This is a genomic window from Streptomyces sp. NPDC052016 (assembly GCF_044548445.1).
Taxonomy (GTDB): domain Bacteria; phylum Actinomycetota; class Actinomycetes; order Streptomycetales; family Streptomycetaceae; genus Streptomyces.
This window is the reverse complement of the sequence record NZ_JBIUBX010000016.1, coordinates 12,129-37,762: the sequence shown is the minus strand read 5'-3', so window position 1 is coordinate 37,762 and position 25,634 is coordinate 12,129. Positions and strand designations below refer to the sequence as shown.

Here is a 25,634-nt window from a genome sequence, read left to right as displayed (position 1 = left end):
CGGCTCCTCCCGGCCCGATGAGCGTCGGCGTCCTCACCCGGCGCACCCTGCGCGGTGCGACGGCGCTGCGCGGCGGGCGCGCGTGGCGTCCGACGCCGTACCAGGTCTTCGGGTTCCTGTTCTGGCTGGTGATGTCGCTGGCGTACTGGCGGGTGCCGCTGTGCTGCGACGCGGGGCAGCACGCGGCAGTGGTCGAGCGGCTCAAGGCCGACCTGCTCGACCCGCGCCATCCGACCGCGGACCTCCCGGGCGCGGGCAGCCCCTACTACTCGCCGTACGCGGTGGCCGCGGGTGCGTTCGCCCGGCTGACCGGGCTGACGGGCTGGGAGGTGGTGCGGGTCGCCGGGCCGCTGAACCTGCTGGTGCTGCTGACCGGGATCGGCCGCTTCACGCGCGCGTTGACGCCCCGGCCGTGGGCGCCGGTGTTCGCCGTGGCCGCGATGACGCTGCTCTGGGGCACGGAACGGGCCTGGTGGAGCGGTTTCCTCGGCCTGATGTCGATGACCGGCAACCTCGGCTACCCCTCGACCTTCGCGATCGGGCTCGCCTTCTGGGCGTGGGCCCTGACGGCGGCACGCGCGCGTGACGCACGCCGGGTGCGGTTCGTGGGGCCGGCCGGGCTGCGCGGCTTCACCGGGTACGCGGGGCTGGGCGCGCTGTACGGGGTGATCCTGCTGGTGCATCCGATCACGTCGGTCGCGGCGGTGACCGGGGGCGCCGCCTTCGTCGTGGGGTGGCAGCGCGGACGGCGGCCCGCGGTGGTGCTGCGGTGGGCGGTCGTGGGCGCCGTGGCGCTGCTGGTCGCGGCGGCGTGGCCGTACTTCGACGTCCTCGCGCTGGCCGGGGACGACAGCGTGGACGCGATGCACCGGCGGCTGTACGAGGGGCTCCTGGGCCACTTCGGGCTGGCGCTGCTGGCGCTGCCGGCGCTGTGGCTGCGCGGGCGGCGCTCGGCGCGCGATCCGCTGGTGCTGATGTGCGCCCTCGACTGCCTGGTGGTGGCGTACGGCTGGGTCAGCGGCCACTACACCTACGGGCGGATCCTCGGCCTCACCCTCGTGGCGCCGCAGTTCGCGCTCGCGGTGGAACTGGCGGCGCCCCGGCCGTGGGGCTCGGGGCGTCGGGTGCTGGGGGCGGTCGGGGCGGGCGCGGCCTGCCTGGGCTTCCTCACCGTGCACGCCGGGGCGGTCGTACCGCGCACGGTGGATCCGGTCGGCTTCGAGCAGCCGCCGCGCTGGCCCTCCTACGACTGGGCCGCGCGGCACATCCGGCCGGGCGAGGTGGTGATCACCGACGGGTACTACGCCGTCCACGCGATCGCCGGGTACGGGCCGAACCTCGCCGCGCCGGCCTGGCCGGACGCCGCGCTGGAGGAGCGGGAGCGGCTGCGGCGGCTCGCCGACGTGCGGGCCTACCTCTCCCCCGCGTCGACCCGCGCCGAGCGGTCGGCGATCGTCCGCCGCCACCACGTCCGCTGGCTGCTGCTGACACGCTGGCGGCCGGTGCCCGAGGAGGCGGTGGTGGTCGCGTGGAGCCGGCGGACGGGTGAGGTGCTGGCGCGGGTCGGGTGAGTGTCCCGTCATCCGGGAGGCAGGCCCCGGGGGCTACTCGATGACGAGGTCGACCTCGATGTTGCCGCGGGTGGCGTTGGAGTAGGGGCAGACCTGGTGGGCCTGCTCGACCAGCTTGCGGCCGGTCTCCTGGTCCACGGTGTCCGGCAGCTCGACCCGGAGGGCGACCTTGAGGCCGAAGCCCTCGCCCTGCTTGCCGATGCCGACCTCGGCGGTCACGGCGGCGTCGCTGACGTCGACCTTCGCCTGCCTGCCGACCAGGCCGAGGGCGCTGCCGAAGCAGGCCGCGTACCCGGCGGCGAAGAGCTGCTCGGGGTTGGTGCCCTGACCGTCGCCGCCCAGCTCCACGGGCATGGCCAGCGCGAGGTCGATCTTGCCGTCGGAGGAGACGGCGCGGCCCTCGCGGCCGTGGGTGGCGGTGGCGACTGCGGTGTAGAGCGCGTCCATGGTTGAACCATCCCTCTCGGAAAACGGGTGTCGGGGGTGGCCGGCCCTCGCACGTCGATCCGTGTCCGGGCCGCCTCACGCAGATAAGTAGAGCACACAATTCAGTTGCACACAATCAAATGGCTCGCTGGAGCTACCCTAGAGGCATGACCCCGATGTCGACCGGTGCTGCCGCCGGCCCTGCCGCATCCGCATCCACCACCGTCTCCGCCTCCGCGTCCGCCCCCGCATCCGAGGAGAACTGGCTCCGCCTCGACCGCCAGATCTGCTTCTCCCTGCACGCGGCCTCGCGCGCCTTCAACGGCGTCTACCGCGTGATCCTCAAGGACCTCGGGCTGACCTACCCGCAGTACCTGGTGATGCTGGTCCTGTGGGAGGAGGGGGAGCTGCCCGTCAAGAAGCTGGGCGAACACCTGCGCCTGGACTCCGGCACGCTCTCGCCGCTGCTGAAGCGCCTGGAGGCGGCCGGGCTGGTGCGCCGCGAGCGCAGCGCCCGCGACGAGCGCTCGGTGGACGTCCGGCTCACCGAGGAGGGCACGGCCCTGCGCGAGCGGGCCCTGCGGGTGCCCCGCCGGATCCTCACCGCCACGGGCTTCGACCTGGAGGAGATCGGCGAACTGCGCGAACGCCTCGACCGCCTCACCGTCGCCCTGGACGCGGCCGCGACGGCGGCGGGGACCGAGGACGCGGACGAAGGCGGGGAGAAGGGCGCGGCATGCGGGGCCCGCGGGTGAGGCGAGGACGGGCCGGCGCGCACAGAAGGCGCAGGTCACTGACACGGCGGCCCGTCCGGCCCGGTCCGCGGACGTCGTAAGCTGCACGTGGGGCGGCGCCGCCCTGACGGTCGCCCCCGCGACGACCCGCCGGCCACAGCGCCCACCCCGCCCCTCACCCGTCGGGAGCGGGGCGGAACGGTCCGTATCCGAACGGGCACGGAACGTTGTGCACAGTGTCTGCGGGCGAGCCCGGCGCCTGCTTCACTGTGAGACGAACCGCCAACCGAGGAGGGGGATCACGGGATGACCTGGCTGATCACAGGCGGCGCCGGTTACATCGGGGCGCACGTCGTACGGGCGATGACCGAGTCCGGCGAGCGGGCGGTGGTCTTCGACGACATGTCGTCGGGCCTCGCCGACCGCGTGCCCGCCGACGTGCCGCTGGTGGTGGGCTCCACGCTGGACAGGGCGCTGATGGACCGCGCACTCGCCGAGCACTCCGTCACCGGCGTCGTCCACCTGGCGGCGAAGAAGCAGGTCGGCGAGTCGGTGGACCAGCCCCTGGAGTACTACCGGGAGAACGTGGAGGGTCTCAGGGTCCTCCTGGAAGCGGTCACCGAGGCCGGGGTCCCGTCGTTCGTCTTCTCCTCCTCGGCCGCCGTCTACGGCATGCCGGACGTCGACCTCGTCACCGAGGAGACGCCCTGCGTGCCGATGTCCCCCTACGGCGAGACCAAGCTGGCCGGCGAGTGGCTGGTCCGCGCGACCGGCCGGGCCACCGGCCTGTCCACCGCCTCCCTGCGCTACTTCAACGTGGCCGGCGCGGCGAGCCCGGAACTGGCGGACGTCGGCGTCTCCAACCTCGTCCCGATGGTCTTCGAACGCCTCACCCAGAACGCGCCGCCGCGCATCTTCGGCGACGACTACCCGACCCCGGACGGCACCTGCGTGCGCGACTACATCCACGTGGTGGACCTGGCGGAGGCGCACGTCGCCGCGGCCCGCGCGCTCCAGACGTCGCCGGGCCACTCCCTGACCCTCAACATCGGCCGCGGCGAGGGGGTCTCCGTCCGCGAGATGATCGACCTCGTCAACGCCGTCACCGGCTACGACCGCGCCCCGACCGTCACCCCGCGCCGCCCCGGCGACCCGGCCCGCGTGGTCGCCTCCGCCGACCGCATCGCCACCGAGCTGGGCTGGAAGGCCAAGCACGACGTCCAGGACATGATCACGTCGGCCTGGGAGGGCTGGGTACGCCTGCACCCGGAGGCGGCCCGGTCGTAACCCGGGAGCACCGCGCGCGGCGGGCAAGGCCCGGGCCGGCGCGGACGGCACCGGAGCGGTCGGGGACTTCCAGGACGGGACGGGCCGACCCGAAGCCGTACCGGGGGGGGGAGCCGGCTCGTAGGCTGCCAGGATGATCGATCCCGAACGTGCCGTGGGCGCCGTCGTCGGATCCGCCGTGGGGGACGCGCTGGGCGCGCCCTTCGAGTTCGGGCCGGAGGGCGCCTTCTCGGCCCGCTTCCCGTCGGCCGGCCACGGCGGCGAGATGTGCGGGGGCGGCGGCTGGGACCCGGGCGAGGCGACCGACGACACGCAGATGGCGGTGCTGGTTGGTCAGTCCCTGCTGGAGTGCGGCGGGCTGGACCCGGCGGACGTCTTCCGGCGGTTCCGGCGGTGGGCGGCCGCCGAGCCCAAGGACATCGGCCTCCAGACCGAGGCGGTCCTCGGCAGCGGCGATCCGTGGGACCTGGCCGCCGCCCTCCACTTCCAGAGCAGCCAACGGGCGGCGGGCAACGGCTCACTGATGCGGGCCGCCACCTCCGCCGTGCACTTCGCCCACCAGGGCCGCGCCGCCACCATGGACGCCGCCCGCCGGCTCGCCGCCCTCACCCACGGCGACCGCGCGGCCTGGGAGGGCACGGCGATCCTGCACGAGCTGCTGCGCATCGCCCTGTCGGGGTCCGACCCGCTGGCCGCGCTCCCCGAGGTCCTGGCCGAGGTCCACCCCGACCACCGGACGCGCTACGCGACGGTCCTCGCCCCCGACTGGCACCCCGATCTGGCCACCGAGTTCAACGGAGCCGTCTGGCCCTGCCTCGGATCCGCCGTGTGGGCCCTGCGCACCACCGGCTCCTACGAGGACGCCGTGCGCGCCGCCGTCGACCTCGGGGGCGACACGGACACCGTCGGCGCGGTCACCGGCGGCCTGGCCGGCGCGGTGTACGGCGCGGCGGCCGTTCCCGAGCGGTGGAGCCGGGTCCTCCACGTCCCCCTGCCCGGCTTCGGCGACCGGGTGCTGCACGCCGACGACCTGAGCGAGCTGGCGCGGCGGCTGGGCGCGTGACGACCGGGGCGCGCGACGGGGGGTGTGAGGGCCGGGGCGCTGCGGACGGGTATCTGAGGGCCGGGGCGCGGCAGCTGGGGGTGTGAGGGCCAGGGCGCGGCGGCTGGGGTGCGTGGCCACCGGTGGGCGCGGCGACCGGGGCGCGGCGACTGGGGGCGTGACCAGCGGCGGCCGCGCGACGGCCGGGGCTGTGGCGGCTGGGGTGCGTGGCCACCGGTGGGCGCGACGACCGCGGCGCCGCGACTGGGGGCGTGACCAGCGGCGGGCGCGCGACGGCCGGGGCTGTGGCGGCTGGGGTGCGTGGCCACCGGTGGGCGCGACGACCGCGGCGCGGCGACTGGGGGCGTGACCAGCGGCGGGCGCGTGACGGCCGGGGCGCGGCGGCTGGATGCGTGAAGATCTGGGTGCGGCGTGCGTTCCGGGTCAGAGTGCCTTGATCGCCGCGGCCGTCGCCCGTGCCAGGGAATCCAGGTACCCCCGGGGCGGCTTCCGGGTGCGGAGCACCACCGAGCGCCAGTACAGCGGACCCGAGATCAGGTCGAGGGCCAGTTCGTCGTCGAGGTCCTCGCTCACCTCACCGCGCTGAGCCGCGGCCGCGACGATCTTGAGAGCCACGCCCTCCTGCCCGTCCCGCAGCGCCTTCTGCATCGCCTCGGCGATCTCGGGGTTGCGGGCCGCCTCGGCCTGGAGGTCCGGGACGATCTGCGAGGCCACCGGATGCCACAGCGCCCGTGACGTCACCTCGTACAGCACCCGCAGGTCGCCCTCCAGGCTCCCCGTGTCCGGCGCCGGCAGGCCCTGCACGGCGATCGCCGAGACGATGTCCAGGACCAGGTGCAGCTTGGAGCGCCAGCGCCGGTACACCGCGGTCTTGCCCACGCCGGCGCGCCGGGCGATGCCCTCGATGGACATCCGCGCGTAGCCGACGGTCGCGAGCTCCTCGAACACGGCCGCCCGGATGGCTTCCGTCACGTCCTCCCGCAGGACGGCCGCTCCCGCGGGGGTCCGGCGGCGCGGACGCGTCTGGGGCCCGTCGGCGTTCGTCGTCATGCGGCCCAGCATAGGGCGTTGCGACGAAACGGACCCGTCCCCACGCGGGCGGGCGACGGGCAGCCGCCCGCCCAGAGACACGACGGTCTCGACGCGGCGACGGAAGGGTCTCACCCTCGGGACGAACCGGTCTCGCCCGCACGACGAAACGGTCTCGGCCCCGCAACGAAAACACGCCGCCGTGACGACGAAACGGTTGCGTTCCGACGCCTGTTCGGCCTACGCTCACGTTGCGACGATACGGTCCCGTCCCGACGTAAGAGAACGTGAAGAGAAGCGTAAGAAAACGCCGTGGCGACGGCCGCACGCCGGACGCACGCACCCCCACCCCCGAGTGAAAGCAGCGGATGTGAGCCAGGTCCTCCCCACACCGCCCCGGACGCGGCCCGAGGTCCACGAAGACCTCGCGGCCCTCGCGGCCCGGCACGGCCTGACGGTCAGCGGCGCCCGCCCGTCCCTGCCGCAGTACATCCGCCAGCTGTGGGCGCGCCGCCACTTCATCAGCGCGTTCGCCACCGCCAAGCTCACCGCGACGTACAGCCAGGCGAAGCTGGGCCAGGTCTGGCAGGTCATGACCCCGCTGCTCAACGCGGCCGTGTACTACTTCATCTTCGGCGTCCTGCTGGGCACCAAGAACGGCGTGCCGGACTACATCCCGTTCCTGGTCACGGGCGTGTTCGTGTGGACGTTCACCCAGAGCTCGATCATGGCCGGCACCCGGGCGATCTCCGGCAACATCGGCCTGGTGCGGGCGCTGCACTTCCCGCGTGCCGCGCTGCCGATCTCGTTCTGCCTGCAGCAACTGCAGCAGTTGCTGTTCTCCATGGCCGCGCTGGTGGTCATCCTGCTGATCGTCGGCGTTCCGCCCGCCGTCTCCTGGGTGCTGGCGGTGCCCGCCCTGGTGCTGCAGTTCGTCTTCAACGCGGGCGTGTCGATGGTCCTGGCCCGCATCGGGGCGAAGACACCGGACATCGCCCAGCTGATGCCGTTCGTCCTGCGGACCTGGATGTACGTCTCGGGCGTCATGTGGAGCATCGAGAACCTGCTCCAGCGACACGGCGACTGGCCGGTGTGGCTCGACGACGTGCTGCGGGCCAACCCCGCCGCCGTCTACATCGACCTGATGCGTTTCGCGCTGATCGACACGTTCACCGCGAGCCAGCTGCCCCCGCACGTGTGGGCCTGGGCGGTCGGCTGGGCGGTGCTCGCCGGGGTCGGCGGTTTCATCTACTTCTGGAAGGCTGAGGAGACGTACGGCCGTGGCTGACAACGCAACGCTCACCGAACCGACCGACGACCGGGTCCCCACCGTCATCGCCGACGGCGTCGACATCGTCTACCGGGTCAACGGCACCGGCGCGGGCCGCGGCTCCGCGACCGCCGCCCTCAACCGCATCCTGCGCCGCAAGCAGGCCGAGAAGGCGGCGGGAGTGCGCAAGGTGCACGCGGTCAAGAACGTCTCCTTCGTCGCCTACAAGGGCGAGGCGATCGGCCTGATCGGCACTAACGGCTCCGGCAAGTCGACCCTGCTCAAGGCGGTCGCGGGCCTGCTGCCGGTGGAGCGCGGCAGGATCTACACCGACGGCCAGCCCTCCCTCCTCGGCGTCAACGCGGCCCTCATGGGCGACCTGACCGGCGAGCGCAACGTCTATCTCGGCGGCCTCGCGATGGGCATGTCGCGGGAGCAGATCAAGGAGCGCTACCAGGGGATCGTCGACTTCTCCGGCATCAACGAGAAGGGCGACTTCATATCGCTGCCCATGCGCACCTACTCCTCCGGCATGGGCTCCCGCCTGCGCTTCTCCATCGCGGCCGCCAAGGACCACGACGTCCTCCTCGTCGACGAGGCGCTGTCCACCGGTGACGCGAGGTTCCAGAAGCGGTCGGCGGAGCGCATCCAGGAGATGCGCGCCCACGCGGGCACCGTCTTCCTGGTCAGCCACAGCAACTCCGCGATCCGCACCACGTGCGACCGGGTGCTGTGGCTGGAACGCGGCGAGCTGCGCATGGACGGCCCGACAGAGGAGGTCATGCAGGCCTACGAGGCGTTCACCGGCGGCAAGCCGAAGGCGAAGCCGCGCCCGAAGGCCGCCGCCTAGCCGACAGGCCGTGACCGGTACGCGGAGCCCGGCGCACCCGACACCGGCGCACCCGACACCGACGCACCCGACACCGGCGCGCCGGAAGACGCTGCGACGAAGCCCGCGCGTCCCCGACGCCGACCCGACGGCAGCCGGTGCCCGCCCGCCACGACGGGAGCCGGCGCCCGCCGGACGCCGACCGCCGGCACGACGGAAGCCGGCACGACGGAAGCCGGTGCACGGAAGCCGGTGCGTCCCGGACGACGGCATGACGGGAGCCGGTGCCCGCCACGGCAGGAGCCGGTGCCCGCCGGGACTCTGACCCGACGGAAGCCGGGGCCTGCGACCGCGACAGGAGCCGGTGCCTGGAGCCGCGACGGTAGCCGGTGCCTGCCGCCGCCGACCCCACGGACGTACACAAGGGCGCCTCCCGATGCCTCGGGAGGCGCCCTTCCGTGCAGCCGGGGCGGCCGGCCGCCTGCGCTACGAGTGCGTCCGCAGCAGCGTCCGCATCGTCCGCATCGCCACCGACAGGTTGGCCAGGTCGAACGTCTCCGACCCCTGGATCTCCTCCAGCGTGGCGCGTGCGCGGCCCAGGATGGCCGCGTTCCGCTGCTCCCAGGCCTTGAAGCGCTGCTCGGGCGTCGAGGTGCCGTTGCCGACGGCCAGGACGTCCGCGGTCAGCGCCGCGTGGGCCGCGTACAGGTCCTCACGGATGGAGGCGCGGGCCATGGACTGCCAGCGGTCGGCACGCGGCAGCTCGATGATGCGGTCCATGAGCTGCGTGATGTGCAGCCGGTCGGCGAGGTCGTAGTACACCTCGGCGACGTCCAGCGGGTCCCGGCCCATCCGGTCGGCCACCGACACGATGTCGAGGGCCGGGAAGGCCGACGAGAACCCGGCGACCCGGGTGGCGAGCTCGTCCGGCACGCCGGCGCCGGTCAGCTCGTCGTAGATCTTCTGCCACCACTCCAGGTCCGCGCCGCGCAGCAGCTTCGGCAGCTGCGACCAGACCTGTTCGACGCGGTCGGCGAAGAAGTCGACCGTCTCGGCGAGCTCCAGCGGCTGCGGCCGGTTGTTGAGCAGCCAGCGCGTGCCGCGCTCGACCAGGCGGCGCGAGTGCAGGCGGATACGGGTCTGGACGCCGGCCTCGACCTGGTTGTCGAGAGCCTCCACGGCGTCCCACACGGGCGCCGAGCAGAAGATCGCCCGGGCCGCGGTCTGCGCCCGCACGATCTCCTCCAGCGAGGCGCCGGTCTCCTCCCGCAGGCGGTGCAGGTAGGTCGTGCCGCCGGTGTTGACGGTGTCGTTGACCAGGACAGTCGTGGTGATCTCGCGGCGCAGCGGGTGGTGCTGGATCTGCTCGGCGAACTGCTCGCGCAGCGCCGTCGGGAAGTACGCGTACAGCAGACCGCGCAGGTAGGGGTCGTCCGGCAGCGTGGTCTGCAGCAGCTCGTCCGACACCGTGATCTTCGTGTACGCCAGCAGCACGGCCGTCTCCGGGCCGGTCAGGCCGTGTCCGGCGGCGACGCGCTCGCGGATCTGCCGGTCGGTGGGCAGGAACTCCAGCGCCCGGTCGAGGTGGCCGGCGCGGACCAGGTGGCGCATGTAGCGCTGCTGGGCGTGGAGCATGTCGTGGGACTGGGCGAGGGCGTTGGCGATCGCCACGTTCTGCGCGTAGTTGTTGCGCAGCACGAGCCGGCCGACCTCGTCGGTCATCTCGGCGAGCAGCTTGTTGCGCTGCTTGACGGTCATGTCGCCCTCGGCGACCAGCCCGTTGAGCAGGATCTTGATGTTCACCTCGTGGTCGGAGGTGTCCACGCCGGCGCTGTTGTCGATGGCGTCCGTGTTGATCTTGCCGCCGCGGCGGGCGAACTCGATCCGGCCCAGCTGGGTCAGCCCCAGGTTGCCGCCCTCGCCGACGACCCTGACGCGCAGGTCCGCGCCGTCGACGCGGATGGCGTCGTTGGCCTTGTCGCCGACGTCGGCGTGGGACTCCGTGCTCGCCTTGACGTACGTGCCGATGCCGCCATTCCACAGCAGGTCCACCGGCGCCCTGAGGATGGCCTTCATCAGGTCGGCCGGGGTCAGCTTGGTGACCTTCTCCTCGATGCCGAGGGCCGCGCGGATGTGCGCGTTGACCGGGATGGCCTTCGCCGCACGCGGGAAGACGCCACCGCCGGCGGACAGCAGCTCGGTGTCGTAGTCGGCCCACGAGCTGCGCGGCAGCTCGAACAGCCGGCGGCGTTCGGCGTAGGACGTCGCCGCGTCGGGGTCGGGGTCGATGAAGATGTGCCGGTGGTCGAAGGCGGCGACCAGGCGGATGTGCTCGCTGAGCAGCATGCCGTTGCCGAACACGTCACCGGACATGTCACCGATGCCGACGACCGTGAAGTCCTCGGTCTGGGTGTCCACGCCCAGCTCCCGGAAGTGCCCCTTCACGGACTCCCAGGCGCCGCGGGCGGTGATGCCCATGCCCTTGTGGTCGTAGCCGGCGGAGCCGCCGGAGGCGAAGGCGTCCCCGAGCCAGAAGGCGTGCTGCTCGGCGACCTCGTTGGCGATGTCGGAGAACGTCGCCGTGCCCTTGTCGGCGGCGACGACGAGGTAGGTGTCGTCCTCGTCGTGCCGGACCACGTCCGCCGGGGGCACGACCTCGCCGCCGACGATGTTGTCGGTGATGTCCAGCAGCGCGGAGATGAACGTCCGGTAGCTGGCGATGCCCTCGGCCATCCACGCGTCGCGGTCGACGCTCGGGTCGGGCAGCTGCTTGGCGACGAAGCCGCCCTTGGCGCCGACCGGCACGATGACGGTGTTCTTCACCATCTGCGCCTTGACCAGGCCGAGGATCTCGGTGCGGAAGTCCTCACGCCGGTCCGACCAGCGCAGACCGCCCCGCGCGACCTTCCCGAACCTGAGGTGCACGCCCTCCACCCGCGGCGAGTACACCCAGATCTCGAAGGCGGGGCGCGGTGCCGGCAGGTCGGGGATGGCCTGCGGGTCGAACTTCATGGACACGTACGCGTGCGGCGTGCCCTCGGCGGTCGTCTGGAAGAAGTTGGTGCGCAGGGTCGCCTTGATGACGGTGAGGAAGGAGCGCAGGATCCGGTCCTCGTCGAGGGAGGCCACCTGGTCCAGAGCGGCCTCCAGCTCCTCCAGCAGCGCGTCGACGATCTCCAGTCCGGCCCGCTGCCGCTCCGGCGACATCCGCGCCTCGAACAACGACACCAGCAGGCGCGTGGTGTGGACGTTGGTGCGGAGGGTGTCCTCCATGTAGTCCTGGCTGAAGGTGGAGCCGGCCTGCCGCAGGTACTTGGCGTACGCGCGCAGCACCATCGCCTGCCGCCAGGTCAGCCCGGCGCCCAGCACGAGGGCGTTGAAGCCGTCGTTCTCCGCCTTGCCGGTCCAGGTCGCGGCGAACGCCTCCTGGAAGCGCTCGCGGGCGTCGTCGACGAGGTGGTCGCCGCTGCCGCCGCTGAGCGAGCGGGGGATGCGCAGCCCGAAGTCGTAGATCCAGGCGACGCTGCGGTCGGCGCACCGCAGCTCGTACGGCCGCTCGTCGATGACCTCGACACCCAGCCGGTTCAGGACCGGCAGCACGGCCGACAGGGAGATCGCTTCACCCTTGCGGTAGATCTTGAAGCGGCGCTCGTCGGGGCCGGCGCCCACCGGCTCGTACAGGCTGAGGGCGAAGTCGCGCTCCTCGTCGAGCCGTTCGAGGTTGACGAGGTCGGCGACCGCGGAACGCGGGGTGTGGTCGGCCTTGTAGCCCTCGGTGAAGGCGTTGTTGTACCGGCGCAGCAGCTCCGCGGCCCGCTCCTCGCCGAGTTCGGCGTTGAGCGCCTCGGAGAACGCGTCCACCCAGGACCGGGCCGCCTCCACCAGCCGCGCCTCGATGCGCTCCTTGTCGCTGTCGGACAGCTCCGGCAGCTCGGTGCCCTGCGGGACGCGGACGACGAAGTGCAGGCGGGAGAGGATCGACTCGGTGTTCCAGGCGGTGAAGTCGACGCTGATGCCGCCGAGCTCCTCCTTGAGGATGTCGATGATCCGCAGTCGCACGCCGGTGGTGTAGCGGTCGCGCGGCAGGTAGACCAGCGCGGAGTAGTAGCGGCCGTACTCGTCCTGCCGCAGGTACAGGCGCAGCCGTCGGCGTTCCTGTAGGTAGAGAACGGACGTGACGATGGACTGGAGTTCGTCCACCGGCGTCTGGAACAGCTCGTCGCGCGGGTAGGTCTCCATGATCTGGAGCAGGTCGCGCCCGTCGTGGCTGTTGGGCGAGAAGCCGGCGCCCTTCAGGACGGCCTCGACCTTGCGCCGGACGACCGGGACGCGCATGACGGACTCGGTGTAGGCGGCGGAGGAGAACAGCCCGAGGAAGCGCCGCTCCCCGACGACGTTGCCGTCCGCGTCGAACTTCTTGACGCCGACGTAGTCGAGGTAGGACGGCCGGTGCACGGTGGCCCGGCTGTTGGCCTTGGTCAGCACGAGCAGCTTGTGCTCGCGTGCCTTGGCGCGGGCGTCCGCCGGGAGCCGCTCGAAGGAGGGGCTGACGGGGTGGCTCTCGTCGTCGGCGTGGTGCGGGTCGGAGCGCAGGATGCCGAGGCCGGTGCCGGGGACGGCGGCGAGGGAGTCGTCCTCGCGCAGCTGGTACTCCCGGTAGCCGAGGAAGGTGAAGTGGTCGTCGGCCAGCCAGCGCAGCAGCTCGCGGGCCTCCGCGACCTCCGGTTCGGCCAGGTCGCCGGGGACGGGCTCGTCCTCCAGCCGGTCGGCGATGCGCAGGGCCGCGTCGCGCATCTTCTCCCAGTCCTCGACGGCCTCGCGCACGTCGGACAGGACGCGCAGCAGGTCGGCGGTGATCTGCTTGAGGTCGGCGCGGTCGGTCTCGCGGTCCATCTCGACGTGGATCCAGGACTCGACGTGCGCGTCGTGCGCCGACTGTCCGGCGGCGGGACCGCCCGGCAGGATCTCGATGAGCTTGCCGGTGACGTCACGGCGGACGACGACCTGAGGGTGGACGACGAGGTGGATGCCCCGCCCCTGCCGGGACAGCTCGTTGGTCACCGAGTCGACCAGGAAGGGCATGTCGTCGGTGACGACCTCGACGACGGAGTGGCTGCAGGTCCAGCCGTTCTCCTCGACGGTCGGGGTGTGGACCCGCACGTTCGCGGTGCCCTGCGGCCGGTTCTCGGCCAGCCGGTAGTGGGAGAAGGCGGCTCCGAAGATGTCGACCGGGTCGCGGTCGGTCATGTCCTCCGGGGCGGTGTGCAGGTAGTAGCGCTGGAGGAACGAGAGCACGGCCTCGTGGTCCGGGATCCCCGGAGTGCCCTCGCCCGTCGTCCCGGTCGGTAGGTGCCCCCCGACCGGGCTGTTCTCAGCGACCCGGGCCGCCCTCTCGAGCAGCTCGGCCTTGGCTTCGTCCAGCTTGGTCTGCATTGTCCTCTGGCTCCTGTCGCGCGCCGTTGCGTGACGTAGAAGGAAAAACGGTCTCTTCCCCTGTGACGTAACGCCGCGACGCGGGGTCTCCGGTCGGTTCCGACGCTATGCCGCAAGGTGAGATGAGCGGGGGGTTATCGGTCATTCTCGACGCTGCCCCCGGGTGTGACGCTGCTCTCGGCGCCGCCTGCTTCCGGGGTGTGCACGGCGTCCCGGGGGCCCCTGCGGCCCCGCCCCGCCCGTGAGGACCAGCGACTGCCGCCCGGCCACGGATGTCGTCCGCGGTCACCGGGCGCAGGGCAGGGGCAACGTCGCCCCCGCGAGATATCGCGCTGATCACGCCACCAAGGCTATCGCTCCTCACCGGGGGCCCGTCATGAGCCGTATGTGTACAAAACAGGGGGTCGAAGTTTGACGTTCTGCACAGGGTCCGGGCGGGGCGCGGTGTGTGAAGGGCGGGCGGGAAAAGTCGACGCGGAACCCGCCCCCGGGCACTCTGAAAGCACCCCACCTCTTGGCAGGGCCGCCCCCAAGAGGCACGTTGCTGGAAGAGCCGCCCGCCCGAGAGGAGCCGTCCGACATGCCCGCGAAGATCCTCATCGTCACCGGCGACGCAGCGGAATCCCTGGAGGTCCTCTACCCCTACCAACGCCTCCGCGAGGAGGGCTACGACGTCCACATCGCGGCCCCCACCCGCAAACAGCTCCGGTTCGTCGTCCACGACTTCGAGCCCGGCTTCGACACCTACACCGAGAAACCCGGCTACACCTGGCCCGCCGACCTGGCCTTCTCCGAGGTCGACCCCGGCCAGTACGCCGCCGTGGTCATCCCCGGGGGCCGCGCCCCCGAGTACCTGCGCAACGACCCCGAACTCCGCAAGATCCTCAAGTCGTTCTTCGACGCGGACAAGCCGGTCGCGCAGATCTGCCACGGCCCTCTCCTCACCGCCGCGACCGACAGCCTCCGCGGCCGCCGTGTCACGGCCTATCCGGCGCTGGAGCTCGACATGCAGACCGCCGGCGCCACCTTCCAGGACACCGAGGCGGTCGTCGACGGCACGCTGGTCTCCTCCCGCGCCTGGCCGGACCACCCTGCCTGGATGCGGGAGTTCCTCACCGTGCTGCGCGCGAAGGCGCCCGCGATCTGAGCCGCCCGGGATCACAGTCGGTGCGGCGCCCGCGGGGGCGCCGCACCCCACAGCCTGGCAGTCGTCTCACGCGGCCATCTGCTGCGCCACCTCGACGGCCTCCTCCAGCGTGTCCACCACCGGCACCCCGACTTCCTCGAGGCTGGCCCGGCCGTGCGAGCCGCCGGTGTAGAGCACGGCCCGCGCCCCCACGTGCAGCGCCGCCACCGCGTCGTCGGCGGCGTCTCCGATCACCACCGTGTGCTCGGGATCGACCGCGGACAGTGCCTTGAGGTGGCGCACCATGTGCTCCGCCTTGCTGCCCCCGGACGGCCCCGTCCGCCCGTCGACCCGTATGAAGTGCGGCTCGATGCCGAAGCCGCGCACCAGCGGGACGAGCTCCTCGTGCACGTACATGCTCAGCAGCGACTGGCTGCGGCCCGCCGACCGCCAGTCCGCGAGCAGCTCGGCCGCGCCGTCGGTGAGGCCGCACGTCACCCGGTGCTCGGCGTAGTACCGGTGGAAGACCTCGTCCATGACCTCCCACTCGACGTCGGTGGGCAGCCTGCCCATCAGCCGCTCGTAGAACTTCGGGACGGGCACGCAGTACAGCGCCCGGTACCGCTCCAACGTGATCGGTTCCAGCCCCAACTCGACGAACGCCGCGTTCGTCGCCCCGATGATCGCGTCGATGTCGTGGAACAGTGTGCCGTTCCAGTCCCAGACGATGTGCGCCGCTGACTTCCCCATGCCCGCAAACGTACCCGCCGCCACTGACAAACAGGAGAGCACCGGGCCGTTCCCGGCGCCCTCGGTCAGTCCCCGGCGCCGACGAGGTTGGGGATCTCCTGCGTGGCGAACCACAGCAGCTCGTGGTCCTCGGCGCCGTCCACCACGAACTGCGCGTCGTCGTCGCCGCCGTCCGCGGCCGCGAGCGCCTGCGCCGCCGCGGCCACGTCCGCCTCCGCGTCCCCGGCGTCCACGTGGACGGCGGCCGCCTCGGCCAGCCGTACGCCCCCGGCCACCCGCACCTCGCCGAGCGCAGCGGGATCGAGCCCCCGGTCGGGATCGGCCGCGGCCGCGCCGTCGGGTACGTCCACGGCGACGACGACGCGCCGGCGCGGCGCCCCCGGGTGCGCCGCCAGCATCCGCAGCGAGGCGAGCGCGGCCCGGCCGAGGGCCGCGTACTCCAGCTCCTCGATGTCGTCGGAGAGGTACCACTCACGCAGCGCGGGCGTCACGGCGTACGCGACGAGCGGCCCGGACCCCAGCTCCCCCGTTTTGTGCGCCTCGGCGAGACCGGGGAGGGTCAGGGGGACGTAGACGCGCATGGTGGGCCGCTCTTTCCTGGTCGGAGGCTCCGCTCGGGCCCCGGGGAGGGCAGGTCCCACGCCGCCGGAGCGCCTTCAGGATACGTGCGGCAGTCCCCTTTCGGGTCCCCGCCCGCACCCCGCGACCCGTCAACCCGGCCCTGCGGAACTCACCCGGTACGCCCCCGCGACCCCGGGCCGTTCGCGCCCGCCGCCACCCTGATAGGTGAATCGTCCCCGGCCGCCGCAGACGCTCTCCGCTTTCTTGCGGTCACCCAACGCATCCCCGTACAAGATCCGCAACGGCAAGTTACCGCCCGGTAGAGCCGCGACCGGGCGCCCACGAACGGGGACACCATGAACAAGGTCATGACGAGGGTCCAGCACCACCCCGGCACCCGCCCTCCCGGCCGCCGCGACACCCGCCGCCCCGCCGGCGCGCCACCCCGCACCCCCACCGGCCCCTCGCCCCGCACCGCACCCAGCGGCGGCCGCCCACCGGGATCACCGAGCGCCTCCGCGCGCACCCGCCCCACCGACAACCGCCCCACCACCACCGCACTCCCCCCAACGCCCCTCACGACGCCGCGAACCGAGAACCGCACCGCCCCGACCCAGACCCCCCGAAGGCCCCTCACCCAGCCACCACGCCCCCAGCCCCGCCCCACCGACCTCTTCGCCGACCTGCTCCTCGCCGTCCTCACCGGCCAGCGCCCCGTGCACTCCATGCTCCGCCACACCCTCGGCCGCGCCTACGACGACCTGGCCCACCTCGCCGAACGCGGCCCCCTGCGCTTCACCCACGGCATCCGCCCGGTCGTCCGCGACATCGGCTACGACATGCCCCGCCCCGGTGCCATCGAGGCCTTCGCCCGCATCGGCGCCGGCGACCGCCTGCGTGCCATGGCCTTCCGCCTGGAACTCGGCGCGGACCGCCGGTGGCGCTGCACGGCCGTCGAACTCGGCGGCCCCCGCGCCTCCCGCCCAGCGGACGACTGACCCTGCGGGGAGCAGGCGCCTGACACCTCGTGAGCGGGCGCCTGACCCTGCAGAAGCAGGCGTCTGACACCGCGGAACCACGTGCGTGACACCTCGTGAACAGGCCCGACACCGCGGAAGCAGCCCGCGACCACCCCCCGGCAAGCGCAAGGGCCGGAGACCCCGGCAAGCACGAGGGCCGGACCACCCGGGCAGCCGACGGGAAGCTGCTGGGCAAGCACGAGGGCCGGACCACCCTCGGGTGACCCGGCCCTCAAGCCCTACGAAGCCTTCTCGGCCCTACTTCTTGCGGCGCCGCCCGGCCTTCGCCTGCTTGCGCCGCTCCGCCCGCGTGAGACCGTCCGCCTCGGAGCGCACCGGCTCGCCGTCACTGGTGAAGTCGCCCTCGATGGTGCCGCCCTCGCCGTCCACGGTCGGCGCCGAGAAGTGCAGGTTCCGCCGCTGCGGAACGTCCAGGCCCTTGGCACGGATCTCCGGCCGCCCGTTCGCCTGCGCCGGCACCACGTCCTGCTTCTCCATGTCGACCGGCACGGCGTCCTCGACCGGAACCTCCTCGACCTGCTGCTCCACCTGGACCTCCAGGTTGAACAGGTAGCCGACGGACTCCTCCTTGATGCCGTCCATCATCGCGGTGAACATGTCGAAGCCCTCACGCTGGTACTCGACCAGGGGGTCCTTCTGCGCCATCGCGCGCAGACCGATGCCCTCCTGGAGGTAGTCCATCTCGTAGAGGTGCTCACGCCACTTGCGGTCCAGGACCGACAGCACGACCCGCCGCTCCAGCTCACGCATGATCTCCGAGCCGAGCTGCGCCTCACGTGCCTCGTACTGCTCGTGGATGTCGTCCTTGATGGACTCGGAGATGAACTCGGCCGTCAGACCGGCCCGGTCACCGGCCGCCTCCTCCAACTCGTCGATGGTGACCTTCACCGGGTAGAGCTGCTTGAACGCGCCCCACAGACGGTCCAGGTCCCAGTCCTCCGCGAAGCCCTCGGCGGTCTCCGCGGCGACATAGGCGTCGATCGTGTCGTCCATGAAGTGCTGCACCTGCTCGTGCAGGTCCTCGCCCTCCAGGACGCGGCGACGCTCGCCGTAGATGACCTCACGCTGGCGGTTGAGGACCTCGTCGTACTTCAGGACGTTCTTACGCGTCTCGAAGTTCTGCTGCTCGACCTGCGACTGGGCGGACGCGATCGCACGCGTGACCATCTTGTTCTCGATCGGCACGTCGTCCGGGACGTTCGCCATCGACATCACGCGCTCGACCATCTGCGCCTTGAACAGCCGCATCAGGTCGTCACCCAGCGAGAGGTAGAAACGCGACTCGCCCGGGTCACCCTGACGGCCGGAACGACCCCGCAGCTGGTTGTCGATACGACGCGACTCGTGCCGCTCGGTGCCCAGCACGAACAGGCCGCCGAGCTCCTCGACCTCTTCCTTCTCCGCCTTGACGGCCTGCTCGGCCTTCTCCAGGGCGGCCGGAAGCGCCGCGGCCCACTCCTCGATGTGCTCCTCCGGGTCGAGGCCGCGCTGACGCAGCTCCGCCTCGGCGAGGTCCTCGGGGTTGCCGCCGAGCTTGATGTCCGTACCACGGCCGGCCATGTTCGTCGCCACCGTCACGGCGCCCTTGCGGCCGGCCTGGGCGACGATCGACGCCTCACGCTCGTGGTGCTTGGCGTTGAGCACCTCGTGCTGGATACCGCGCTTGCTGAGCTGCTGCGACAGGTACTCGGACTTCTCGACCGACGTCGTACCGACGAGGATCGGCTGGCCCTTCTCGTGCTTCTCGGCGATGTCGTCGACGACCGCGTCGAACTTCGCCACCTCGGTGCGGTAGATCAGGTCCGACTGGTCCTTGCGGACCATCGGCCTGTTCGTCGGGATCGGGACCACACCGAGCTTGTAGATCTGGTGGAACTCGGCGGCCTCGGTCATCGCCGTACCGGTCATGCCGGACAGCTTGTTGTACAGGCGGAAGAAGTTCTGCAGGGTGATCGTGGCGAGCGTCTGGTTCTCGTCCTTGATGTCCACCCCTTCCTTCGCCTCGATCGCCTGGTGCATGCCCTCGTTGTAGCGGCGGCCCGCGAGGATACGACCCGTGTGCTCGTCGACGATCATGACCTCGCCGTCGATGACGACGTAGTCCTTGTCCTTCTTGAAGAGCTCCTTCGCCTTGATGGCGTTGTTCAGGTAGCCCACCAGCGGCGTGTTCACCGACTCGTAGAGGTTGTCGATGCCCAGCCAGTCCTCGACCTTGCTGACACCGGCCTCGTGGATGGCGACCGTGCGCTTCTTCTCGTCGACGTCGTAGTCGCCGGTCTCCTCGAGGCCCTTCAACGGGTTGCCGGGCTCGCCGCGCTTCAGACGCGTCACCAGCTTGGCGAAGTCGCCGTACCACTTCGTGGCCTGGTCCGCCGGACCGGAGATGATCAGCGGCGTACGGGCCTCGTCGATGAGGATGGAGTCGACCTCGTCGACGATGGCGAAGTTGTGCCCGCGCTGGACGAGCTCCTCCTTCGACCACGCCATGTTGTCGCGCAGGTAGTCGAAGCCGAACTCGTTGTTCGTGCCGTACGTGATGTCGCAGGCGTACTGCTCGCGGCGCTGCGCCGGCGTCATGTTCGCCAGGATGCAGCCGACGCTCAGGCCCAGGAACCGGTGAACGCGCCCCATCATCTCGGAGTCGCGCTCGGCCAGGTAGTCGTTGACCGTGATGAGGTGGACGCCTTTTCCGGAGATGGCGTTCAGATAAGCCGGCAGCGTGCCCACCAGGGTCTTGCCCTCACCGGTCTTCATCTCGGCGACGTACCCCATGTGCAGGGCCGCGCCGCCCATCAGCTGCACGTCGTAGTGACGCTGGCCGAGGACGCGCTTGGCCGCCTCACGCACCGTGGCGAACGCCTCCGGCATCAGGTCGTCGAGGCTCTCACCATCGGCGTACCGCTGCTTGTACTCATCGGTGAGGGCCCGCAGCTCGGCGTCGGAGAGGTCGACGAAGTCCTCTTCGATGGAGTTGACCTGGTCCGCGATGCGGTGCAGCTTGCGCAGGATCTTGCCTTCGCCTGCACGCATGATCTTCGAGAGGACGGACACGGGGGTTGGTCTCCTTGCCGGTCGGGCCTGGGACGGTCGGTTTCCATTTGACTTACTGAGCAACGGCCATCGTATGCGAGGACCCCACCGCGCCGGGAGGCCTGGCGTGACGAGGACCGCACACTGCCGCGCATGGCGTCAAAAAACTGCTCGCATCAGGACAACGGCCGGGCCCCGCGGATGGTGCCGCCTCCCGCGAACGAAATTGCGCCCGCCGTGGTCATCCGCTCACACACCGCGAAAAACATGGCACCCGGAAGGCGCCCCCACGCAGAATCGGCCGATGCAGCCCGTCACCCTCACCACCGACCGCCTGGTCCTGCGTCCGGTAGGCCCCCAGGACACGGACGCCGTCCACGCCGCCGCCCAGGACCCCGACATCCAGCGCTGGACCACCATCCCCTCCCCCTACCTCCCCGAACACGCCCGCAGTTTCGTCGAACAGCTCGCCCCGGACGGCTGGGCGGACGGTTCCCTGTACACCTTCGGCGTGTTCCTCCCCGACGCCACCACCCTCGTCGGCGTCAACAGCCTCGCCATGCGCTCCCTCGGCACGGCCGAGATCGGCTTCTGGACCGCCAAGGAACACCGCGGCCGCGGCTACACCACCGAGGCCGTCCTCACCGCCGCCCGCTGGGCCTTCACCGACCTCGCCGTGGACCGCGTCGAATGGCGCGCCGAAGTCGGCAACAACGCCTCCCGCGCGGTGGCGCGACACGCCGGTTTCACCCTGGAGGGCACCCAGCGCTCCGCCGTCAACAACAAGGGGGTACGCCGGGACTGCTGGGTCGGCTCCCTGCTCCCGTCGGACCTGGGCCTGCCGTCGACGGCCCCCTACCTGCCCGCCCCGCCCGTCGGCACGTCGAGCCCGTCGGGCACGGGCACGTCCAGCCCGTCCGACGGGTGAGAACCAAGCCCCCGCCAGCCGTGCCCCCTCACGCCAGAACCCCAGCTCACGCCCCACTGTCAGACCCACCCCCTATCGTGCGCAGCATGACGACCCCGCGCCCCACCGCAGAGCTCTCCGCAGACGAGGCCCGCCGCATCGCCCTGCGGGCACAGGGCTTCCTCGGCACGCCCGACCGCAGAGCCGGCGTCCGCGGCGTCCTGCGCCACCTCGGCGCCGTCCAGCTCGACACCATCTCCATGCTCGCCCGGTCCCACGAACTCATCCCGTACGCCCGCCTCGGCGCCGTCGGCCGCACAGCGGTCGAGAACGCCTACTGGAAGGACACCCACGCCTTCGAGTACTGGTCCCACGCCGCCTGCATCCTCCCCATCGAGGAGTGGCCGCACTTCGCCTTCCGCCGCCGCGCCTACCGCAACCGGCCCCACTGGAACCACCACCTCCCCGAGGGCACCTACGACCAGGTCGTCAAGCAACTCCGCGCGGAAGGCCCCCTCACCGCCACGGAACTGGGCGGCGCGAAGAAGACCAGCGAGTGGTGGGACTGGTCCGGCACCAAGGTCGCCGTCGAGCGCGCCCTGATGTACGGGGAGGTCGTCTGCGTCGAACGCCGCGGCTGGAAGCGCGTCTACGACCTCGCCGAACGCGCCGTACCGGCCGACCTGCTGCACGACGAACTCGACGACACCGAATGCCTGCGCCGCCTGGTGCGCCTGGCCGGCCAGTCCCTCGGCGTCGGCACCCGCGCGGACCTCGCCGACTACCACCGGCTCAAGGGCGAACAGGTCGACGCGGTGATCGCCGACTCCGGCCTGGTCCCCGTCACCGTCGAAGGCTGGGGCAAACCGGCGTGGGCCGACCCGGAGGCCCTGCGGACACCCCCGCGCGGCCGCCACCGCACCACACTGCTGTCCCCCTTCGACTCCCTCATCTGGGAACGGGCCCGCACCGAACGCATCTTCGGCTTCACGCACCGCCTGGAGGCGTACGTCCCCAAGCCGAAGCGGGTCCACGGCTACTTCGCCATGCCGGTGCTGGCCGGCGGCTGGCTCGTCGGCCGCGTGGACCCGGCCCGCGAGGGCCGCACCCTGGTCGCCAAGCAGGTCACCCTGGACGGCCCGAAGGCGGTCCCGGCGGTCGCACAAGCCCTCGTCGAGGCGGCGAGCTGGGTGGACTGCACGGACATACGGGTGGAACGCGTCGACGCCCCGGACTTGCGCGAGCCTCTCACGAAGGAGATCACCCGAGCCCTCGCCTGACCGCCACCGGGACACCGGGACACCGGGACACCGGGACACCGGGACACCGGCCGGGCCTACCGGATCTCGAGGATCTTCTCCCGCATCGCGTACACCACCGCCTCCATCCTGGAGTGCAGCTGCAGCTTCTCCAGGATGTTGCGCACGTGGTTCTTCACGGTGTTCTCGGAGATGAACAACTCCTTGGCGATGTCCCGGTTGTTCATGCCCGTGGCGACGAGCTTGAGCACTTCCAGCTCACGGTCCGTCAACCGCGGTGCCGGCACGAGCCGGCGCTCGTCCGTCCGCTGAATCATCGACTTGAACTCGGTGAGCAGTTTCGACGCCATGGAGGGGCTGATCTGCGACTGCCCGTCGGCCACCGCGCGAATCGCCGTCGCGACCTCGTCCGTGGAGATCTCCTTCAGGAGATAACCGGTGGCACCCGCCTTGATCGCGTCATAGAGATCGGCCTCCTCGTCGCTGATCGTCAACATGATGATCTTCGCGCTGGGGGCCACCTCCTTGATGGACGTGCACGCCTCGATACCACCGCGCTTGGGCATCCGTACGTCCATCAGCACGATGTCCGGCAGCAGATCGGCCGCCTTGTCCACCGCCTCGGCACCGTCACCCGCCTCACCCACGACCTGGATGTCCTCCTCGGCCGCGAGCACGATCTCCAGTCCGCGGCGGAACAGCGCGTGGTCGTCCACGACAAGGACTCTGATCGGCTCCTTGCGGGGAGCACCCGCGTCCGGGCCCATGCCGACGACGCCGCCGACGGCATCCCCGTCACGCATCGGTCCGAAGCTGTCCGCCATCGTTCCTCCCCCTGAAGGCTGTGGCCGTGGTCCTGTGCCATCGCCAACGCAAGGCAACGGCCCACCGGTTGAGCCGTTGCCGCCATGATTCCATGCCTGGACGACAACGCGGTGACGCAGAGGTGCGCGAAGGGGTCGCACACGGGTGCCCCTGGGGGCGCACAAGCGCTCCAGGGGCACCTGCTCCGCTGTCACCGCACCGGGTCAGCCGCCCAGCGCGCCGCCCGCCTCGGGCGCGTGCGCCTGCGTGACCATCGTGTCCGTCCTGAGGTGGATCACACCGTAGTCGTAGGCGTGCCGCCGGTAGACGACGCTGGGTTCCTTCGTCTCGGAGTCGACGAAGAGGTAGAAGTCGTGCCCGACCAGCTCCATCTCGTAGAGAGCCTGGTCAAGGGTCATCGGTGCGGCGACGTGGGTCTTCTCGCGCACCACGAGGGGGCCGTCGCCCTGCACCTCGAGCGAGCCGACCTTCTTCGTGGGCACCCTCTCGGCCTCTTCGGCCGGGACGGGGCGGCCGTTGCCGCCGAGGGTCGCGACGCCTGGGACGTGGTCGGGGACCTCCGCTGCCGAGAGCCGGCGTGTGCCGCGTCGCGTGTAACGCTTGTCGTGCTGCTTGCGCAGCTGGGCGTCCAGCTTCTCCGCCGCCAGGTCGAGTGCCGCGTACGGGTCACTGGCCGCTGCCTCCGCCCGGATCACCGGACCGCGGGAGCGGAGCGTGATCTCCACTCGATCGCTGCGGTCCGCCTGTCGCGGATTGGGCTCCTTGGACACCTCGACGTCGAGGCTGATCACCTTGGCATCGAGCCTCTGGATCTTCTCCAGCTTCAGCTTCTCGGCCACGTGCTTGCGGAACCGCTCGGGCACCTCGGTCTTGCGGCCCTTGACGACGATGTCCACGCAGAACTCCGTTCCCGGATCGCTCCACATCAACGGCGGAGCATCTCCCTTTTGCACCAGGCTCCGGTGAGCTCCGGAACCTCGGACTCGGTGACTTCCACCTCCTCCTCCCCCATCGGCGAGATCTCCACCCCAGGTGCTGCGGGTGATAGCCGAAAACCGCAGCACGGCATTCGAAATTGAGAGGTGTGGCCTGCGGCTTTCCCTCACAACCGAACATATCTCGCCCGGACGGATGTCGTCACCCTCTACTGCGGCGTACCTCCGTTCAGGTGAATTGGCCCTCTCATTCCCTGCAACGACTCAACTTCTGCGGCAGTTCCGGTTTATTTCGAAAGCGTCCGGCGGTGCCGCCACTACGGCCGCACACACCACGTCACCCGCATGGCCGACGCCCGCGGGCCCCGTCGGCACCCCACGCGCACCTCCCTCCCGTGCTCCGGACGGCCGTACCCCTCTGCCTTCCCGAGTCACGCCTCCGTACACGGCCCTCGCGCCTTCCGCACGATCCGTCCACGCGAACGCCCCGGCTCGCCGCGCGCCCGTACTCGCCGCAGCGTTCCCGGTCGCCGTCGTGGTCGCGGTCGCCCGGGCCGCCCGCTCACCCGGCGTCACCCTGACAGCCTCCTCACCCGCCGTCGTCGCCGCGGCCTGGTCACCCTCCCTTGCCCCGGCGGCCGCCCGCTCCTGCGCCACCGCCACGCGCACGGCACGCGCCGCCTCCGCGAGGGACGCACCTGTGGTGATCAGGTCGTCCACGAGTACCACCGAACCGCCGCACAGCACCCGCGCACCACCGGGCACCACCGCGAGCGCGCCCACCAGGTTCTCCAGCCGCTGCCGCGAGTTGAGCCCCGACTGGTCGGCCACGGCGCGCCGCTGCCGCAGCACCGCGGCCACCCGCACCGACGCCCCCGCCCTGCGCAGCTCACCGGCCGCCGCGAGGGCGATACGACGGGCGGGGTCGTGGCCTCGGGCTCGGACGGATCGGGGGGTGGAGGGGAGGGGGACGAGGAGTACGTTTCCGAGGGGTGGGGGCCCCTCCCCCTCCCCCACCTCCCCCAACCCCTCCCACACCGCCCCCGCCAACGCCACCCCCAACGGTCGCGCCAGCCCCAGCGCCCCTCGTTCCTTGTGGGCGAGCAGCACGGCCCGCACTTCGTCCGCGTACCGGGCGGCCGCGTGGACGGCGGGCAGCCCGGCCGGCTCGGGCACCGGCCGCACCCGGCGCGGGGGGCTGCCGCAGAGGGTGGCGCGGCACTCGGGGCAGAGCACCGTACGGGCGCGCCCGCAGCCGCCGCACTCGGCCGGCAGCACCAGGCCGGTCAGTTCCTGCCACCACCGTCGGACGCCTTCCACGTCCACCACTGTGCCGGTGCCGGCACCCGCTGACCACCCCTGTGGAAAACGTCTGTGGAAAACTGGCGAAGGGCTGACCGGAGAATGGTCAGCCCTTCGAGCACACATGTCAGCCACACATGTCAGCCGAGACGATGAACGCCCCATCCGACCCGGTCCATAACCCATCCGACCCGGTCCATAACCCATCCGACCTGGCCCATAACCCGTCCAGTCGGGCGCATAACCCATCCGGCCCG

19 protein-coding genes are annotated in these 25,634 nt (G+C 71.5%); 10 read left to right on the top strand and 9 right to left on the bottom strand.

Annotated features, from left to right (window positions below):
• Nucleotides 1-17 precede the first annotated feature (17 nt).
• On the top strand, nucleotides 18-1,571 hold the full coding sequence (locus ACIHAR_RS20740) for a hypothetical protein (RefSeq protein ID WP_400020908.1): 1,554 nt from the start codon (nucleotides 18-20) through the stop codon (nucleotides 1,569-1,571).
• 33 nt (nucleotides 1,572-1,604) lie between these two features.
• Here ACIHAR_RS20740 and ACIHAR_RS20735 read toward each other — a convergent pair whose 3' ends face one another.
• A complete protein-coding gene (locus ACIHAR_RS20735) occupies nucleotides 1,605-2,018 on the bottom strand; it encodes an organic hydroperoxide resistance protein (protein ID WP_365470987.1) in 414 nt (137 codons plus the stop codon).
• 155 nt (nucleotides 2,019-2,173) lie between these two features.
• Between ACIHAR_RS20735 and ACIHAR_RS20730 the strand changes: the two genes are divergently transcribed.
• From ACIHAR_RS20730 to ACIHAR_RS20720, 3 genes are all read left to right on the top strand, one after another.
• On the top strand, nucleotides 2,174-2,752 hold the full coding sequence (locus tag ACIHAR_RS20730; protein WP_400021077.1) for a MarR family winged helix-turn-helix transcriptional regulator: 579 nt from the start codon (nucleotides 2,174-2,176) through the stop codon (nucleotides 2,750-2,752).
• Nucleotides 2,753-3,037: 285 nt separating this feature from the next.
• The gene (gene galE, locus ACIHAR_RS20725; protein ID WP_400020905.1) at nucleotides 3,038-4,018 is read left to right on the top strand and encodes a UDP-glucose 4-epimerase GalE; all 981 of its coding nucleotides are present in this window, start codon (nucleotides 3,038-3,040) and stop codon (nucleotides 4,016-4,018) included.
• A gap of 133 nt (nucleotides 4,019-4,151) precedes the next feature.
• The gene (locus ACIHAR_RS20720) at nucleotides 4,152-5,081 is read left to right on the top strand and encodes an ADP-ribosylglycohydrolase family protein (RefSeq protein ID WP_400020903.1); all 930 of its coding nucleotides are present in this window, start codon (nucleotides 4,152-4,154) and stop codon (nucleotides 5,079-5,081) included.
• Nucleotides 5,082-5,504: 423 nt separating this feature from the next.
• Here the strand turns inward: ACIHAR_RS20720 and ACIHAR_RS20715 are convergent, their stop codons facing one another.
• The gene (locus ACIHAR_RS20715) at nucleotides 5,505-6,131 is read right to left on the bottom strand and encodes a TetR/AcrR family transcriptional regulator (protein WP_365470975.1); all 627 of its coding nucleotides are present in this window, start codon (nucleotides 6,129-6,131) and stop codon (nucleotides 5,505-5,507) included.
• 349 nt (nucleotides 6,132-6,480) lie between these two features.
• Between ACIHAR_RS20715 and ACIHAR_RS20710 the strand changes: the two genes are divergently transcribed.
• Together ACIHAR_RS20710 and ACIHAR_RS20705 are read left to right on the top strand one after the other, a co-directional pair.
• The gene (locus ACIHAR_RS20710) at nucleotides 6,481-7,398 is read left to right on the top strand and encodes an ABC transporter permease (protein ID WP_365470972.1); all 918 of its coding nucleotides are present in this window, start codon (nucleotides 6,481-6,483) and stop codon (nucleotides 7,396-7,398) included.
• The gene (locus ACIHAR_RS20705; protein ID WP_365470969.1) at nucleotides 7,391-8,230 is read left to right on the top strand and encodes an ABC transporter ATP-binding protein; all 840 of its coding nucleotides are present in this window, start codon (nucleotides 7,391-7,393) and stop codon (nucleotides 8,228-8,230) included. Before ACIHAR_RS20710 ends, ACIHAR_RS20705 begins: the two co-directional genes overlap by 8 nt.
• A 465-nt stretch (nucleotides 8,231-8,695) precedes the next feature.
• Here the strand turns inward: ACIHAR_RS20705 and ACIHAR_RS20700 are convergent, their stop codons facing one another.
• Nucleotides 8,696-13,642: an NAD-glutamate dehydrogenase gene (locus tag ACIHAR_RS20700; protein ID WP_400020900.1), complete on the bottom strand. Its 4,947-nt coding sequence runs from the start codon at nucleotides 13,640-13,642 to the stop codon at nucleotides 8,696-8,698.
• 580 nt (nucleotides 13,643-14,222) lie between these two features.
• Here ACIHAR_RS20700 and ACIHAR_RS20695 point away from each other — a divergent pair.
• Entirely contained in the window at nucleotides 14,223-14,789 is a 567-nt protein-coding gene (locus tag ACIHAR_RS20695; RefSeq protein ID WP_365470963.1) for a DJ-1/PfpI family protein, read from the top strand.
• 66 nt (nucleotides 14,790-14,855) lie between these two features.
• Here ACIHAR_RS20695 and ACIHAR_RS20690 read toward each other — a convergent pair whose 3' ends face one another.
• Entirely contained in the window at nucleotides 14,856-15,518 is a 663-nt protein-coding gene (locus ACIHAR_RS20690; RefSeq protein WP_400020897.1) for an HAD family hydrolase, read from the bottom strand.
• 65 nt (nucleotides 15,519-15,583) lie between these two features.
• Complete coding sequence (locus ACIHAR_RS20685; protein WP_400020895.1) at nucleotides 15,584-16,099, bottom strand: DUF6912 family protein; 516 nt, start codon at nucleotides 16,097-16,099, stop codon at nucleotides 15,584-15,586.
• Nucleotides 16,100-16,435: 336 nt separating this feature from the next.
• Here ACIHAR_RS20685 and ACIHAR_RS20680 point away from each other — a divergent pair, with 336 nt between their 5' ends.
• A complete protein-coding gene (locus ACIHAR_RS20680; RefSeq protein ID WP_400020893.1) occupies nucleotides 16,436-17,077 on the top strand; it encodes an Rv3235 family protein in 642 nt (213 codons plus the stop codon).
• A 279-nt stretch (nucleotides 17,078-17,356) separates the two neighbouring features.
• Here ACIHAR_RS20680 and secA read toward each other — a convergent pair whose 3' ends face one another.
• Nucleotides 17,357-20,170 (bottom strand): preprotein translocase subunit SecA, encoded by a 2,814-nt coding sequence (secA, locus tag ACIHAR_RS20675; RefSeq protein ID WP_400020891.1) that lies wholly within the window; start codon nucleotides 20,168-20,170, stop codon nucleotides 17,357-17,359.
• Between the two features lie 283 nt (nucleotides 20,171-20,453).
• Here secA and ACIHAR_RS20670 point away from each other — a divergent pair, with 283 nt between their 5' ends.
• The gene (locus tag ACIHAR_RS20670) at nucleotides 20,454-21,077 is read left to right on the top strand and encodes a GNAT family N-acetyltransferase (RefSeq protein WP_365470949.1); all 624 of its coding nucleotides are present in this window, start codon (nucleotides 20,454-20,456) and stop codon (nucleotides 21,075-21,077) included.
• Between the two features lie 86 nt (nucleotides 21,078-21,163).
• A complete protein-coding gene (locus ACIHAR_RS20665) occupies nucleotides 21,164-22,336 on the top strand; it encodes a winged helix-turn-helix domain-containing protein (RefSeq protein WP_400020888.1) in 1,173 nt (390 codons plus the stop codon).
• A 56-nt stretch (nucleotides 22,337-22,392) separates the two neighbouring features.
• Here ACIHAR_RS20665 and ACIHAR_RS20660 read toward each other — a convergent pair whose 3' ends face one another.
• From ACIHAR_RS20660 to ACIHAR_RS20650, 3 genes are all read right to left on the bottom strand, one after another.
• Nucleotides 22,393-23,139, bottom strand: a complete 747-nt coding sequence (locus ACIHAR_RS20660) for a response regulator transcription factor (RefSeq protein ID WP_365470943.1) — start codon at nucleotides 23,137-23,139, stop codon at nucleotides 22,393-22,395.
• A gap of 204 nt (nucleotides 23,140-23,343) precedes the next feature.
• Complete coding sequence (gene hpf / locus ACIHAR_RS20655) at nucleotides 23,344-24,036, bottom strand: ribosome hibernation-promoting factor, HPF/YfiA family (RefSeq protein WP_400020885.1); 693 nt, start codon at nucleotides 24,034-24,036, stop codon at nucleotides 23,344-23,346.
• Between the two features lie 303 nt (nucleotides 24,037-24,339).
• Nucleotides 24,340-25,395 carry a ComF family protein gene (locus tag ACIHAR_RS20650; RefSeq protein ID WP_400020883.1) on the bottom strand — a complete coding sequence of 352 codons (1,056 nt, stop codon included), beginning with the start codon at nucleotides 25,393-25,395 and terminating at the stop codon, nucleotides 24,340-24,342.
• Between the last annotated feature and the right edge of the window lie 239 nt (nucleotides 25,396-25,634).